The sequence below is a fragment of the Pseudosulfitobacter pseudonitzschiae genome, assembly GCF_900129395.1.
Lineage (GTDB): Bacteria > Pseudomonadota > Alphaproteobacteria > Rhodobacterales > Rhodobacteraceae > Pseudosulfitobacter > Pseudosulfitobacter pseudonitzschiae.
Genome location: NZ_FQVP01000003.1, coordinates 213,859 through 227,699, shown reverse-complemented (window position 1 = coordinate 227,699; position 13,841 = coordinate 213,859). Strand labels below are relative to the sequence as shown.

At 59.6% G+C, this 13,841-nt stretch carries 25 protein-coding genes; 4 read left to right on the top strand and 21 right to left on the bottom strand.

The window, feature by feature from the left end; translation table 11 throughout:
* From rpsE to rpmC, 10 genes are all read right to left on the bottom strand, one after another.
* A complete protein-coding gene (gene rpsE, locus BUC08_RS09190; protein WP_037924531.1) occupies positions 1-579 on the bottom strand; it encodes a 30S ribosomal protein S5 in 579 nt (192 codons plus the stop codon).
* A 126-nt stretch (positions 580-705) separates the two neighbouring features.
* Positions 706-1,065: a 50S ribosomal protein L18 gene (gene rplR / locus BUC08_RS09185; RefSeq protein ID WP_028957252.1), complete on the bottom strand. Its 360-nt coding sequence runs from the start codon at positions 1,063-1,065 to the stop codon at positions 706-708.
* A gap of 11 nt (positions 1,066-1,076) precedes the next feature.
* Positions 1,077-1,610, bottom strand: coding sequence for a 50S ribosomal protein L6 (gene rplF / locus BUC08_RS09180; protein ID WP_028957251.1), 534 nt, complete (start codon positions 1,608-1,610; stop codon positions 1,077-1,079).
* 10 nt (positions 1,611-1,620) lie between these two features.
* The gene (gene rpsH, locus BUC08_RS09175) at positions 1,621-2,013 is read right to left on the bottom strand and encodes a 30S ribosomal protein S8 (RefSeq protein ID WP_028957250.1); all 393 of its coding nucleotides are present in this window, start codon (positions 2,011-2,013) and stop codon (positions 1,621-1,623) included.
* Between the two features lie 13 nt (positions 2,014-2,026).
* Positions 2,027-2,332: a 30S ribosomal protein S14 gene (gene rpsN / locus BUC08_RS09170; protein WP_037924532.1), complete on the bottom strand. Its 306-nt coding sequence runs from the start codon at positions 2,330-2,332 to the stop codon at positions 2,027-2,029.
* 20 nt (positions 2,333-2,352) lie between these two features.
* The gene (gene rplE / locus BUC08_RS09165) at positions 2,353-2,916 is read right to left on the bottom strand and encodes a 50S ribosomal protein L5 (protein WP_037924533.1); all 564 of its coding nucleotides are present in this window, start codon (positions 2,914-2,916) and stop codon (positions 2,353-2,355) included.
* Positions 2,916-3,221: a 50S ribosomal protein L24 gene (rplX, locus tag BUC08_RS09160; RefSeq protein WP_028957247.1), complete on the bottom strand. Its 306-nt coding sequence runs from the start codon at positions 3,219-3,221 to the stop codon at positions 2,916-2,918. The genes rplE and rplX overlap by 1 nt, the downstream gene beginning before the upstream one ends.
* Entirely contained in the window at positions 3,221-3,589 is a 369-nt protein-coding gene (gene rplN / locus BUC08_RS09155) for a 50S ribosomal protein L14 (protein ID WP_005621870.1), read from the bottom strand. The genes rplX and rplN overlap by 1 nt, the downstream gene beginning before the upstream one ends.
* A gap of 73 nt (positions 3,590-3,662) precedes the next feature.
* Positions 3,663-3,902, bottom strand: a complete 240-nt coding sequence (gene rpsQ / locus BUC08_RS09150) for a 30S ribosomal protein S17 (RefSeq protein ID WP_028957246.1) — start codon at positions 3,900-3,902, stop codon at positions 3,663-3,665.
* An 11-nt stretch (positions 3,903-3,913) separates the two neighbouring features.
* Complete coding sequence (gene rpmC, locus BUC08_RS09145; RefSeq protein WP_028957245.1) at positions 3,914-4,120, bottom strand: 50S ribosomal protein L29; 207 nt, start codon at positions 4,118-4,120, stop codon at positions 3,914-3,916.
* A 284-nt stretch (positions 4,121-4,404) separates the two neighbouring features.
* On the opposite strand from rpmC, the gene BUC08_RS09140 reads away from it, so the two are divergent.
* A complete protein-coding gene (locus BUC08_RS09140; RefSeq protein WP_037924534.1) occupies positions 4,405-5,157 on the top strand; it encodes an SDR family NAD(P)-dependent oxidoreductase in 753 nt (250 codons plus the stop codon).
* A 25-nt stretch (positions 5,158-5,182) separates the two neighbouring features.
* A complete protein-coding gene (locus tag BUC08_RS09135) occupies positions 5,183-5,803 on the top strand; it encodes a 2OG-Fe(II) oxygenase family protein (protein ID WP_037924535.1) in 621 nt (206 codons plus the stop codon).
* Between the two features lie 24 nt (positions 5,804-5,827).
* On the opposite strand, the gene BUC08_RS09130 is transcribed toward BUC08_RS09135, so the two are convergent.
* The 11 genes from BUC08_RS09130 to rpsJ all read right to left on the bottom strand — a co-directional run bounded on the left by BUC08_RS09130 (position 5,828) and on the right by rpsJ (position 11,462).
* Entirely contained in the window at positions 5,828-6,034 is a 207-nt protein-coding gene (locus BUC08_RS09130; protein WP_037924536.1) for a hypothetical protein, read from the bottom strand.
* A 187-nt stretch (positions 6,035-6,221) separates the two neighbouring features.
* A complete protein-coding gene (gene rplP / locus BUC08_RS09125) occupies positions 6,222-6,635 on the bottom strand; it encodes a 50S ribosomal protein L16 (protein WP_037924537.1) in 414 nt (137 codons plus the stop codon).
* A 12-nt stretch (positions 6,636-6,647) separates the two neighbouring features.
* A complete protein-coding gene (rpsC, locus tag BUC08_RS09120; protein ID WP_028957240.1) occupies positions 6,648-7,355 on the bottom strand; it encodes a 30S ribosomal protein S3 in 708 nt (235 codons plus the stop codon).
* The gene (gene rplV, locus BUC08_RS09115) at positions 7,355-7,735 is read right to left on the bottom strand and encodes a 50S ribosomal protein L22 (protein WP_037915861.1); all 381 of its coding nucleotides are present in this window, start codon (positions 7,733-7,735) and stop codon (positions 7,355-7,357) included. The genes rpsC and rplV overlap by 1 nt, the downstream gene beginning before the upstream one ends.
* Positions 7,732-8,010: a 30S ribosomal protein S19 gene (gene rpsS, locus BUC08_RS09110; protein WP_028957238.1), complete on the bottom strand. Its 279-nt coding sequence runs from the start codon at positions 8,008-8,010 to the stop codon at positions 7,732-7,734. The genes rplV and rpsS overlap by 4 nt, the downstream gene beginning before the upstream one ends.
* A 3-nt stretch (positions 8,011-8,013) precedes the next feature.
* The gene (gene rplB / locus BUC08_RS09105; protein WP_037924538.1) at positions 8,014-8,856 is read right to left on the bottom strand and encodes a 50S ribosomal protein L2; all 843 of its coding nucleotides are present in this window, start codon (positions 8,854-8,856) and stop codon (positions 8,014-8,016) included.
* 280 nt (positions 8,857-9,136) lie between these two features.
* Positions 9,137-9,304 (bottom strand): hypothetical protein, encoded by a 168-nt coding sequence (locus BUC08_RS24595; RefSeq protein WP_159436689.1) that lies wholly within the window; start codon positions 9,302-9,304, stop codon positions 9,137-9,139.
* 39 nt (positions 9,305-9,343) lie between these two features.
* Positions 9,344-9,640, bottom strand: a complete 297-nt coding sequence (locus BUC08_RS09100; protein WP_028957236.1) for a 50S ribosomal protein L23 — start codon at positions 9,638-9,640, stop codon at positions 9,344-9,346.
* On the bottom strand, positions 9,637-10,254 hold the full coding sequence (rplD, locus tag BUC08_RS09095; RefSeq protein ID WP_037924539.1) for a 50S ribosomal protein L4: 618 nt from the start codon (positions 10,252-10,254) through the stop codon (positions 9,637-9,639). Before rplD ends, BUC08_RS09100 begins: the two co-directional genes overlap by 4 nt.
* The gene (rplC, locus tag BUC08_RS09090) at positions 10,251-11,126 is read right to left on the bottom strand and encodes a 50S ribosomal protein L3 (RefSeq protein ID WP_037924540.1); all 876 of its coding nucleotides are present in this window, start codon (positions 11,124-11,126) and stop codon (positions 10,251-10,253) included. Before rplC ends, rplD begins: the two co-directional genes overlap by 4 nt.
* Before the next feature lie 18 nt (positions 11,127-11,144).
* Positions 11,145-11,462, bottom strand: a complete 318-nt coding sequence (gene rpsJ / locus BUC08_RS09085) for a 30S ribosomal protein S10 (protein ID WP_005849850.1) — start codon at positions 11,460-11,462, stop codon at positions 11,145-11,147.
* A gap of 270 nt (positions 11,463-11,732) precedes the next feature.
* Here rpsJ and BUC08_RS09080 point away from each other — a divergent pair, with 270 nt between their 5' ends.
* Both BUC08_RS09080 and BUC08_RS09075 read left to right on the top strand, forming a co-directional pair.
* Positions 11,733-12,191 carry an NUDIX hydrolase gene (locus tag BUC08_RS09080; RefSeq protein ID WP_037924708.1) on the top strand — a complete coding sequence of 153 codons (459 nt, stop codon included), beginning with the start codon at positions 11,733-11,735 and terminating at the stop codon, positions 12,189-12,191.
* A gap of 83 nt (positions 12,192-12,274) precedes the next feature.
* Positions 12,275-13,759, top strand: coding sequence for an inorganic phosphate transporter (locus BUC08_RS09075; protein WP_037924541.1), 1,485 nt, complete (start codon positions 12,275-12,277; stop codon positions 13,757-13,759).
* Positions 13,760-13,841: the final 82 nt, after the last annotated feature.

Sequence of the window (13,841 nt, the reverse complement as noted above, 5' to 3'; positions counted from 1 at the left end):
TTATGCCTCCTCAGCCACTTGAGCGGACGACTCGACGTTGTCTTCGCGCTTGGGCAGAATGTCAGCCACTTTTTTACCACGACGCTGGGCAACCGAACGAGGCGATGCCTCTTTTTTCAGGCCGTCCATGGTGGCGCGGATCATGTTGTACGGGTTTTGCGAACCGATCGACTTGGACACAACGTCCTTGACGCCGAGCATTTCGAAAACGGCACGCATCGGACCACCGGCGATGATACCGGTACCTTCTGGTGCTGTGCGCATCACGACCTTGCCGGCGCCGTGGCGGCCTTCCATGTCGTGGTGCAGGGTGCGGCCCTCGCGCAGTTGAACGCGGATCATCTGGCGCTTGGCTTGCTCGGTGGCTTTGCGAATGGCCTCGGGGACCTCTTTCGCCTTGCCTTTGCCGAAGCCGACGCGGCCTTTTTGATCGCCAACAACAACCAGAGCGGCGAAGCCAAAGCGCTTACCACCCTTGACGGTTTTGCTGACGCGGTTGATCGCGACCAGACGGTCTGCGAATTCCGGTGTTTCTTCCCGTTCGCGGCGCGGGCCGCGGCGGTTTTCACGTTCTGCCATGAGAACATCCTTTCATTGGTGGCTTGCGCCGAATGGGTCAATCCTGGTGGGACAAGGCCAGATAAAACTGCGCCCCCGGATCATCGAAGCCGCCCCCCGCAAGGCAAGGGGCGACTTACATGGGTCTTAGATTTTCAAACCACCTTCACGCGCAGCGTCGGCCAGAGCCTTCACCTTGCCATGAAAGAGGAAGCCGCCGCGGTCGAAGTATGCTTCTTCCACGCCTGCTTTCTTCGCGCGCTCTGCAATCGCAGAACCGACCTTGGTGGCCGCGTCGATGTTGTTTTTGCCAACAACGCCGAGATCTTTCTCGAGGCTGGAGGCCGATGCCACTGTGACACCATTCACATCGTCGATCAGCTGAACGCTGATGTTCTTGTTCGAGCGGTGCACTGAAAGGCGCATGCGCCCTGCGTTCACGCGGCGAAGTTTGTTCCGGACGCGCAGGCGGCGCTTGAGGAACAGGGTCCGTTTGCTGTTTGCCATCTGTCTGGTCCTTACTTCTTCTTGCCTTCCTTGCGGAAGATATACTCGTCTTTGTATTTGATGCCTTTGCCTTTGTAGGGCTCGGGCTTCCGCCAGGCGCGAATGTTCGCTGCAACCTGACCGACGAGTTGTTCATCAATGCCTTCGACCACGATCTCGGTCTGCTTCGGCGCGGTCACTGTCACCCCTTCGGGCGGCAGATAGTCAACGTCGTGGGACAGGCCGAGGTTCAGCTTCAGGGTGTTGCCCTGCATCTGGGCGCGGTAACCCACACCGTTGATCTCAAGCTCTTTCTTAAAGCCTTCGGACACGCCGGTGACCAGGTTCGCGACCATTGTGCGGCTCATGCCCCACTGCTGGCGCGCGCGCTTGGATTTGCCACGGGGCGTGATTTTCACGACGTTGTCTTCGACCGTCAGGGTCACATCATCCGTTGCCTTGAACGAACGTGTGCCTTTGGGGCCTTTGACTTCGATCGACTGGCCGCTGACCGTTGCGGAAACACCGCTGGGCAGGCTGACCGGTTTCTTACCAATACGAGACATGAAACCCTCCTTAGAATACGGTGCAAAGCACTTCGCCGCCAACATTGGCCGCCCGTGCGTTTGCATCCGACATCACACCCTTGGGTGTGGAGACAATCGACACGCCCAGGCCCTGACGGACAACGGGGATGTCATTGACGCCCATGTAGACGCGACGACCGGGTTTCGAGACCCGTTTCACTTCGCGAATGACGGGTTCGCCTTCGTAGTATTTCAGGCTGATTTCGAGGGCCGGGTGGCCGTCAGCGCCTGTTTTTGCTTCGTAACCGCGAATATAGCCTTCGTCGGCCAGCACGTCCAAAACCCACGCACGCAGCTTTGACGCTGGTGTCATGACGGTGGACTTGCCGCGCATCTGGCTGTTGCGGATGCGTGTCAGCATGTCTGCGATAGGATCGTTCATACCAAAGCCCTCCTTACCAGCTCGACTTGACCATGCCGGGGATCTGGCCGTTCGAGCCAAGGTCCCGCAGCGCGATCCGCGAAATTTTCAGTTTACGATAATACGCGTGCGGACGGCCGGTCAGTTGGCACCGGTTGTGCAAACGTGTGGCCGAGCTGTTGCGCGGCAGTTTCGCCAGCTTCAGGGAAGCGCGGAAGCGGTCCTCCATCGGTTGGCTTTCGTCGTTGATGATCACTTTGAGTGCGGCGCGTTTGGCGGCGTACTTTTTGACCAGGGCTTCGCGCTTTTTCTCGCGCTCGATCATGGATTTCTTAGCCATATCTCTAATCCTTCCCGCGCTTACGAATTGAAGGGCATGTTGAAAGCTTTCAACAGCGCCTTGGCTTCTGCGTCGGTTTTCGCCGTCGTGGCGATCACGATGTCCATGCCCCAGGTTTCGTCAACTTTGTCGAAGTTGATTTCAGGGAACACGATGTGCTCTTTCATGCCCATGGCATAGTTGCCGCGGCCGTCGAAAGATTTGCCCGATACGCCGCGGAAGTCGCGGATACGGGGCATTGCAATTGTGATCAGACGATCGAGGAATTCGTACATGCGGTCGCCACGCAGGGTGACTTTGGCACCCAAGGGCATGTCTTCACGCACCCGGAAACCCGCGATGGATTTCTTGGCAACTGTGGTCAATGCCTTCTGGCCGGCGATCGCGGTCAGGTCTTCCTGGGCGGATTTGGCTTTCTTGCTGTCACGGACAGCTTCTGCACCACAACCGATGTTCAGGACGATCTTGTCCAGACGCGGGATTTGCATCTCGTTCTTGTAGCCGAACTCTTCTTTCAGGGCCGCACGCACGGTGTCGCGGTACTGCTCTTTCAGACGGGGTGTGTATTTTGCATCGTCAAGCATTAGATCACGTCCCCTGTTGTCTTGGCAAAGCGGACTTTCTTGTCGCCTTCAACCTTGAAGCCCACGCGGGTGGGATTGCCCTTTGCGTCCACCAGAGCGATGTTGCTCAGGTCAACCGGCATCGCCTTGGGGATGCGGCCGCCCTGGCTGGTCTGGCTTTGGCGTGTGGCGCGGATGGCAATGTTCAGACCGTCAACGACAGCCTTGTTCGACTTGGGGTCAACAGAGGCGATTGTGCCCTGCTTGCCCTTGTCCTTGCCGGTGAGCATGACGACCTTGTCGCCTTTTTTAAGCTTCGCAGCCATCAGAGCACCTCCGGAGCCAGCGAGATGATTTTCATGAAGTTCTTGGCGCGCAGTTCACGAACAACCGGGCCAAAGATACGTGTACCTACGGGCTCGTTGTTGTTGTTCAGGATAACGGCGGCGTTGCGGTCGAAGCGGATGGCGGTGCCATCTTCACGACGAACTTCCTTGGCGGTGCGGACGACGACGGCCTTGCGGACGTCCCCTTTTTTCACACGGCCGCGCGGGATGGCTTCCTTGACCGACACGACAATGATGTCGCCGACGGATGCGTATTTACGCTTGGAACCACCCAGCACCTTGATGCACTGAACACGGCGCGCGCCGCTGTTGTCAGCAACATCCAGGTTGGTTTGCATCTGGATCATTTGGTTTCTCCCGACCTTTGGGGGGCGATGCGTGCCTTGTCCCCAGGGTTTCGATTAATGTTGAGAGCGTGGTTCAGGCGTCAGCGCCTGCGTACACTTCCCAGCGTTTTGTCTTCGAGCGCGGCGCACATTCGATAATGCGGACTGTGTCACCGACCTTGAAGGCATTCTGTTCATCGTGCGCCCGGTATTTCTTGGACTTACGAATGGTCTTTTTCAGAACCGGGTGCGTAAAGCGGCGCTCGACGGACACGGTAATGGTTTGTTCGTTTGCGTCGGAGGTCACGACGCCTTGCAGGATACGCTTGGGCATGTCGGCCGTCCTTATTCAGCTGTGGCTGCGGTTGCAGCTTTTTGGTTCAGGATCGTTTTCACACGCGCGGCGTTGCGGCGTGCGGTGCGGATCTGAGCAGGGTTTTCCAGTTGGCCTGTGGCCTGCTGAAAACGCAGGTTGAAGCTTTCTTTTTTCAGCTCGGCCAGCTTGTCGCGCAGCTGGTCCGGCGTCATGTCGCGCAGTTCTTGGGCGTTCATCCCATTTTCCTTTCAACATCACCAGTAGGCCCCTGAGGGGTGACCATGATTCTGGTGGAGTTCATGATGAAAGGTGCCAATACGCGGGATGGCCCCGCATGGCAACCCCTTTAGAGGATAGGACGGGGAATGTTGGACCGCGCGGGGCGTCGGGCGGTTTTGCCCTCTGTGCCATGGACTGATCCGGATTGAAAAACCGGACCTTTGCGCGGCCTGCGGGCGATTGCCTCTACAGGGGGCAAACTGGTATCGCATCGGGAATGAATGCAACCAGTGAGACTGCCATGACCCAGAAAACCGCCCTTGTCACCGGAGCCGCACGCGGCATTGGCCTTGCCACCACACGCCTGTTCATCGAACAGGGCTGGCGCGTGGCCATGGTGGACCGCGATGGCGATGAGCTGGCCAGCGTCGCCAAGGGTATCAACGAAGCCTCGCCTTTCGTCTGTGACGTGTCGCAGCCTGATCAGGTAGACCAGATGGTCACGGAGGTGCGCGCCACCTTTGGCCGTATCGACGCTGTGGTGAACAATGCGGGCGTGGCCGATTTCGGCCCCATCGCGGACACCGACTTTGCCCGCTGGCGGCGGGTGATGGAAACAAACCTGGACGGCGTGTTCCTGGTCTCGCAGGCCTGCATCCCGTCGCTGAAGGAAACACGCGGCGCATTGCTCAACATCGCCTCGATCTCGGGGCTGCGGGCCTCGACCCTGCGCGTCGCCTATGGCACGTCAAAGGCCGCGGTGATCCATCTGACAAAACAACAAGCCGCCGAACTGGGTGAATACGGCATCCGTGCAAATTGCGTCTGCCCCGGCCCAGTGCGCACCAAGCTGGCGATGGCCGTGCACAGTCAAGAAATCATCGACGCCTATCACGATGCAATCCCGCTGAACCGCTATGGCACCGAGAACGAGATTGCCGAGGTCATCACCTTCCTGTGTTCCGAGAAAGCCAGCTATGTCACCGGTCAGGTCGTCGCCTCGGACGGCGGTTTTGACAGCACCGGCGTCGGCCTGCCTGCCCTGCGCTCCTGATCCGTTCCTTTTAGAAAGCTGCCCCATGTCCAACATCAAATCGCTGTTCGTCACCCGCCTGTACCACGCCCTGTTGTCCGAACACGGCCCCGCCATCGACGCGGCCGAGATGGAGGCCTCGTGCTATGCCATCGCCGAGGATGACGAGGCCGGACAGGACTGGTGCGAAGAGAACGGGTTTCCGGGCTACACGTCCTATGCGTCGCTGACCGACCTGCCCTGGCGGTTCCCGATCTTTGCCGATCTGGTGAAGTCACTGGATAAGCACGTGATGGCCTTTGCCGAAGACGCAGGCTTTGATCTGGACGGGCGCAAGCTGGTGCTGGAGGATCTGTGGATCAACATCCTGCCCGAGGGCGGCACCCATTCGGGACACATCCACCCGCATTCGGTGGTGTCCGGCACCACCTATGTCGCCATGCCCGAAGGCGCCAGTGCCATCAAGTTCGAAGACCCCCGCCACGCGATGATGATGGCCGCCCCGCCCCGCGTGAAAGACGTGCGCGAAGAAATGAAGCCGTTCATCTATATCGCACCCGCCGTCGGTGACGTGCTGCTGTGGGAAAGCTGGCTGCGCCACGAGGTGCCGATGAACATGAGCGAGGACGAGCGGGTGTCGGTGTCGTTCAACTACCGCTGGGAGTGAGACGCGGCGCGGAAGACGTAAAGCTTAGGCCTTCTTCGCAGCCTTGCGTGCCTCTTCCTGCTCTTTCACCAGCGCCTTTTCTTCCTTGGTCAACTTGTTGCCCCATTGGTTGTTGCTGAGCCCCAGGTCGGCGGGCATGGGCTTGGTCTTGCCTTTCTTGACCGCGCCACCCTTGTTCAGGAACTCGCGGATCAGGTCTTCGTCGGTGGTGGGCTTGGGGACTTGTTTCATCGCAGTGGCCTTTGTGTCGGAAGCGGAACGTCGTCTGCACGCCACGGTAAGTGGGTTTGGATGTGATGGCCAGACCATAGCCACAAAGGGCTGTGGTGGTTGGGCAGGAAATAGAAAAAGCCCCCGTCGATCACGCGACGGGGGCTTTTTTAACTTTGTCGGCTGACTGCGCCCTCGGGCGCAATCTTTACCAGTCCTCGCGGACAACCACGCGGGTTTTGATCGGCAGTTTCATCGCGGCCAGGCGCAGGGCCTCGCGTGCGATGTCTTCGCCGACGCCGTCGATTTCAAACATCACACGGCCGGGTTTCACTTTGGCCGCCCAACGGTCGACCGAACCCTTACCCTTACCCATACGAACTTCGATGGGCTTGGCTGTGACGGGAACGTCCGGGAAAATCCGGATCCAGACACGGCCCTGGCGTTTCATGTGACGTGTCATCGCGCGGCGTGCCGCTTCGATTTGACGTGCTGTGACCCGCTCGGGCTCAACGGCTTTCAGACCATAGGTGCCGAAGTTCAGGTCAGACCCGCCCTTCGCCAGACCCTTGATGGAGCCTTTGAACTGTTTGCGGAACTTCGTGCGTTTTGGTTGAAGCATCTCTCTTCCCCTTTAGCGACGGCCACCAGCGCCACGGGGCGCAGGACCATCCTGGAGTTCTTGTGCTTTACGGTCACGCGCCTGCGGATCGTGCTCCATGATTTCACCTTTGAAGATCCAGGTCTTGATCCCGATGATACCATAAGCAGTTGTCGCTTCGACGTGTGCGTAATCGATGTCGGCCCGCAGGGTGTGCAAAGGCACGCGGCCTTCACGGTACCATTCGGTCCGCGCGATTTCGGCGCCGCCCAGACGGCCGGCCACGTTCACGCGGATGCCCAGGGCACCCATACGCATGGCGTTCTGAACCGCACGTTTCATGGCACGACGGAAAGACACCCGGCGTTCCAGCTGTTGTGCGATGCTTTCGCCAACCAGTGCCGCGTCCAGTTCCGGCTTGCGCACTTCAACGATGTTCAGGTGCAGTTCGCTGTCGGTCAGGTTCGCCAGCTTCTTGCGCAGAACTTCGATGTCGGCGCCTTTTTTGCCGATGATCACGCCAGGACGTGCTGTGTGGATCGTCACGCGGCACTTTTTGTGCGGACGTTCGATGATCACGCGGGCGATACCGGCCTGCTTGCACTCATCCTTGATGAAATCACGGATTTTCAGGTCTTCCAGCAGAAGGTTCCCGTAATCCTTGGTGTCGGCGTACCAGCGGCTGTCCCAGGTGCGGTTCACCTGAAGACGCATACCGATCGGATTGACTTTGTTACCCATCAGGCTTGCTCCTCGACTTGACGCACTTTGATCGTGATTTCGGCAAACGGCTTCATGATCTTGCCAAACCGGCCACGGGCGCGCGGACGACCGCGTTTCAGTGTCAGGTTCTTGCCAACCCACGCTTCTGCGACGATCAGTTCGTCAACATCCAGGTTGTGGTTGTTTTCAGCGTTCGCAATCGCGGACTGAAGGCATTTCTTCACGTCCTGCGCGATCCGTTTCTTCGAGAACGTCAGGTCGGTCAACGCCTTGTCGACTTTCTTGCCGCGGATCATCTGTGCAACCAGGTTCAGCTTCTGAGGGCTGGTGCGCAGCATGCGGGTTTTTGCCATGGCTTCGTTGTCGGCCACGCGGCGCGGATTCTTATCCTTGCTCATTTGCGTTTCGCCTTCTTGTCAGCGGCGTGACCGTAATAGGTACGCGTCGGGGAGAATTCACCGAACTTCTGGCCAATCATGTCTTCGGTGACGTTCACCGGGATATGTTTGTGGCCGTTGTACACGCCAAATGTGAGGCCCACGAACTGGGGCAGAATGGTGGAGCGACGCGACCAGATCTTGATCACTTCGTTGCGGCCGCCTTCACGCGACGCTTCGGCCTTTTTCAGGACGTAGCTGTCGACGAACGGGCCTTTCCATACGGAACGAGACATCTATTAGCGTCCCTTCTTCTTGGCGTGACGCGAGCGGATGATCAGCTTTTGCGACGCTTTGTTTTTGTTGCGGGTGCGAGCACCCTTCGTGGGTTTACCCCAAGGCGATACGGGGTGACGACCACCCGATGTACGGCCTTCACCACCACCGTGGGGGTGGTCGATCGGGTTCATAACGACACCACGTACGGACGGGCGGATGCCCTTGTGACGCATACGGCCAGCTTTACCAAAGTTCTGGTTGCTGTTGTCGGGGTTCGACACGGCACCGACGGTGGCCATGCATTCCTGACGCACCAGACGCAGTTCGCCGGACGACAGGCGGATCTGGGCGTAGCCACCATCGCGGCCCACGAACTGGGCGTAGGTGCCTGCGGCACGTGCGATCTGACCACCCTTGCCGGGCTTCATTTCGATGTTGTGGACGATTGTACCGATGGGCATGCCGCTGAAGGGCATTGCGTTACCGGGCTTGATGTCGGCCTTTTGGCTCGACACGATCTTGTCCGCCACTGCCAGACGCTGGGGCGCGAGGATATAGGCCTGTTCGCCGTCCTCGTACTGCACCAGTGCGATGAACGCGGTCCGGTTGGGGTCATATTCGATGCGAACGACTGTGGCCGTCACGTCAAATTTGTTACGCTTGAAATCGACGATCCGGTAGAGGCGTTTCGCCCCACCGCCTTTGCGGCGCATCGTGATCCGTCCGGTGTTGTTCCGTCCGCCATTCTTGGTCAGACCCTCTGTGAGGGCTTTGACCGGGCGGCCTTTCCAAAGCTCCGAACGGTCGATCAGTACCAGCCCGCGCTGGCCCGGCGTCGTCGGCTTATACGACTTAAGTGCCATGTTTGCTGTCTTCCGTTTTGCTTGTCAGCGACCGAAGTCGCCGTGGTTGTAGGGCCCCGAAGGTCCCCGTTTGGAGTGCTCAGAGGTCAAGAATAATGTCTGGACCAAGAACAAAGGCAAAGCCCCGGACGAATCCGGGGCTGGTGCCGATGGGGTCGTTTAGGGGAGCGCGGCAGCGGGGTCAAGCGGTAAGGCTTGGAAATATGGGGATTGGGTGTTTGCACGCCCTTCCCCGTCCGGGACAAGGCGCAGCCGCCGGACGATCGTCGGCCCGCAGTCCTCAAACAGACCACTCAAGATAGGCCAGCCAGCACCCGACACCGAAGACAACCGCCAACAGCACCCACTTCAGCAGCGCGCGGCGCGCCAGCCTTCGGTCCAGCCAGTCCATCAAGGCCCCCAGAACGATCTCCATCACCACCGCCAAAACAGAAAAACCCCCGGCCACTTTCGCAGCCGGGGGTTTTCCCAATCAATACCGAACGACTTACAGTCCCGAGGACACGTCGATGGTGTTGCCCTCTTCGAGGGTCACATAGGCTTTCTTGACGTCCTTGCGACGGCCGGGCTGGCCGCGGAACCGCTTGGTCTTGCCTTTGGTGATGGACGTGTTCACGGCCTTCACCTTGACGCCAAAGACGGCCTCGACGGCCTCTTTGATCATCGGCTTGTTGCTGTCCATCGCCACTTCGAACACAACCGCGTTGGCTTCGGATGCCATGGTTGCTTTCTCGGTGATGATCGGCTTGCGGATCACGTCGTAGTGGTTTGCTTTGGCGCTCATTTCAAACGGGCCTCCAGTGCTTCGACCCCTGCTTTGGTGATCACGAGCGTGTCACTTTTCAGGATGTCATAGACGTTTGCGCCCATCGACGGCAGGATATCCAGACCTTCGATGTTGCGCGCGGCGATCAGGAACTCTTCGTTGACCGAAGCCCCGTCGACAACCAGTGTACGTTTCCAGCCCAGGTCCTTGACCTGTTTGGCCAGAGCGGCGGTTTTGCCAGCAGCGACTGCCGCGTCGATGATGACCAGTTCGCCCGCTTTCATCTTGGCGCTGAGTGCGTGACGCAGGCCCAGTTTGCGGAACTTCTTGGTCAGCTCGTGGCCGTGCGAACGCGGGGTCGGACCCTTGTAGATACCACCTTTGCGGAAGATCGGCGCGTTGCGGTCACCGTGGCGTGCGCCGCCGGTGCCTTTTTGGCGATAGATCTTCTTGGTCGAATAGGAGGTTTCCGAGCGGGTCTTGACCTTGTGCGTGCCTTGCTGGGCGTTGTTACGCTGCCAGCGCACGACGCGGTGCAGGATGTCGGCGCGCGGCTCAAGACCGAACAGGGCCTCGTCCAGCTCTACCGAACCGGCTTTGCCGCCGTCCATTTGGATGACATCGAATTTCATGCGTCACCTTCTTTCTTGTCGTCGGCGTCCGAGTTGTCGGCGTCCGAACCTTCGGCTGCGATTTCGGCTTCAGCGGCTTTCAGCGCTTCGGCTTCTGCTGCGGCTTGCTCTTCAGCCAGACGCTTTGCTTCTGCTTCGGCTTCGGCTGCTGCTGCGGCGGCTGCTTCTTCGGCTGCTTTTGCAGCTTCGTCAGCGGCGGAACGCAGGGCGGCGGGCAGGATTGCTGTTTCCGGGAACGGTTTCTTGACCGCGTCCTTGACAGTCACCCAGCCACCTTTGGAGCCGGGAACGGCGCCTTTGACCATGATCAGGCCACGGGCACTGTCTGTGCGGATCACTTGCAGGTTTTGCGTGGTGACACGGGCAGCGCCCATGTGACCGGCCATTTTCTTGCCTTTGAAAACCTTGCCGGGATCCTGACACTGGCCTGTCGAACCGTGCGAACGGTGCGAGATCGAAACACCGTGCGACGCGCGCAGACCACCGAAGTTGTGACGCTTCATCGCACCGGCAAAACCTTTACCGATGGATGTGCCTGCCACGTCCACGTACTGACCTTCAAAGTAATGGTCGGCGATGATTTCCTCGCCCACGGCCAGCATGGCCTCGGGGTCAACACGGAATTCAGCAACCTTACGCTTGGGTTCAACCGAAGCGGCGGCAAAGTGGCCGCGCATCGCCTGGCTTGTGCGTTTGACTTTGGCTGTGCCCGCGCCGAGCTGAACAGCTGTATAGCCGTCTTTCTCGGGTGTGCGTTGGGCAACAACCTGCAGTTTGTCGAGCTGGAGAACGGTCACAGGAATCTGTTTGCCGTCTTCCATGAACAGCCGGGTCATGCCGACTTTTTTCGCGATAACGCCTGAGCGCAACATATGATTACCCTCCTACGCTTACGATTGCAGCTTGATCTCGACGTCCACACCAGCGGCCAGGTCGAGCTTCATCAGCGCGTCCACGGTCTGGGGAGTCGGATCAACGATGTCCAGCAGGCGCTTGTGCGTGCGGATCTCGAACTGGTCACGGGATTTCTTGTCAACGTGGGGGCCACGCAGAACGGTGAATTTCTCGATTTTGTTCGGCAGCGGAATGGGGCCGCGAACCGAAGCGCCTGTGCGCTTCGCGGTGTTGACGATTTCCTGTGTGGAAGCATCAAGCACCCGGTAGTCAAACGCCTTGAGGCGAATGCGGATGTTTTGGCTTTGTGCCATGTGCATATCCCTTGACTTGGGATTTCAACGGATTGGAGGAAGGACGCTCATCGCCCGCCCTCTTCGCGTGTTGTGTAGAACCAAGAAGGGCACGCATAGGCGCACCCTTCAGAGAACTCGGGCCGTTTACGAGGAGTCGGATGCAAATGCAATGGGCAACTGGCAAAAACTTGCATGCGCATTAGTTACTTTGTAAGCGTCAAGTTTGCATATTCCCGCCGGTACTCTATATTAAACAAAAAAATCAAGAAGATGTTTGAGCAGGTCCATATGATTGAAGTCCTCAGAAAATTCTGGGGGGCCACCCTGGCCCCGATGTTGCAACGCCCCAAGCGTTTGCAAGTGGCGGCGCTGTGCCATCGCACCAAGGGCGACGACACCGAGGTTCTGCTGGTCACCAGCCGTGACACCGGCCGCTGGATCATTCCCAAGGGATGGCCGATCCGCGGATTGAAATCCTCGGAGGCGGCCTTGCAGGAAGCCTGGGAAGAAGCCGGCGTGCGCAACAGCAAGGCCACCCCTGCCCCGATCGGCACCTATACCTATGACAAGCGTCAAAGCACCGGCTGGGACATGCCCGTGGAAACGCTGGTCTATTCGGTGTCCGTGAACGAGTTGAGCGAAGAGTTCCCCGAGGCGCACGAGCGCACGCGCAAATGGGTATTGTCCAGGGAAGCCGCCGACATGGTGGCCGAACCCGAGCTGCAAATGATCCTGCGCCAGCTTTGATGTGCCGGCCTCAGCTGGCCGGCCACGCTTGAACACCAGCGCCTCTTCGGGCAAGTACGGTCAACGCTAAGAGGACCGAACCCATGAGCCACCCCGAAGGCGATCCGCGCCACCTTGAAACCCTCGACCGCGACCTTGCGCGCTTTTCCAACGTGGAACTGGCCGCATTGTACGTGTCGCGCCCGATGGTCAGCACCGGTATCGCGCTGATTTTCGTCGTGATGGCGGGACTTGCCGCGGCGCTGTTCTTTGAGCAGGCCAACAATTCGGTCATCGTGGTCGTGGCGGCCTGTCTGGGCGCCTATATGGCGCTGAACATCGGTGCCAACGATGTGGCCAACAACATGGGACCTGCAGTTGGGGCCAATGCGCTGACCATGGGCGGGGCCATTGCCATCGCCGTGGTGTTCGAAAGTGCGGGTGCGCTGCTGGCGGGGGGCGACGTGGTTTCGACCATCGCCAAGGGCATCATTGCCCCCGAGAGCATGGGCAACGCGACCACCTTTATCTGGGCGATGATGGCGGCGCTTTTGTCCGCCGCGCTGTGGATCAACCTGGCCACATGGGTCGGTGCGCCGGTGTCCACCACACATTCCGTCGTGGGCGGCGTCATGGGTGCAGGCATCGCCGCCGTGGGGTTTGCCGCCGTGAGCTGGCACACAATGAGCACCATCGCCGCCAGCTGGGTGATCTCTCCGGTGCTGGGCGGTGTCGTGGCCGCGCTGTTCCTGGCGCTGATCAAATCCCGCATCATCTACCGCGAGGACAAGATTGCCGCCGCCCGTACCTGGGTGCCGGTGCTGGTGGGGATCATGGCGGGGGCTTTTGCCGCCTACCTGGCACTGAAAGGGCTGAGCAAGGTCTTTAGCGTGGAGCTGCACAGCGCCCTGTTGATCGGGCTGGTCGTCGGCATCGTGACATGGGTCGTCATGATCCCGCTGATCCGCAAGCAGTCCGAAGGGCTGGAGAACCGCAACAAATCGCTCAAGGTGCTGTTCGGCATTCCGCTGATCGTCTCGGCGGCGTTGCTCAGCTTTGCCCACGGGGCCAATGACGTGGCCAATGCGGTTGGCCCGCTGGCGGCCATCGTTCAGGCCTCGGGCACCGGCAGCTTTACCGACGCGGTCAGCATCCCGACATGGGTGATGATCATGGGCGCCTTTGGCATCTCTTTCGGGCTGTTCCTGTTCGGCCCCAAGCTGATCCGCATGGTCGGCGGCCAGATCACCAAGCTGAACCCGATGCGCGCCTATTGCGTGGCGCTGTCGGCGGCCATCACCGTCATTCTGGCCAGTTGGCTGGGCCTGCCCGTCAGTTCGACCCACATCGCTGTGGGCGGCGTCTTTGGCGTCGGGTTCTTCCGCGAATGGGACGCCGAACGGCGCATCCGCAAGGCCAAGCTGGCGATGCCCGACCGCGCCAGCTATGCGCCCGAGGAACGCCGCCGCCGCAAGCTGGTGCGCCGGTCGCATTTCATGACGATCATCGCCGCATGGGTGATCACCGTCCCCGCCGCCGCGATCCTGTCCGCCGTGATCTTCTTTGGCATCCAAAGCGTGGCCGGGTGAGCCCCGGACGGACAGACCGCGGTCAAGGTGATTCGGTCTTTGAAATTCTCCCTATACGAGAATCGAGGACAGTTCACCCGAT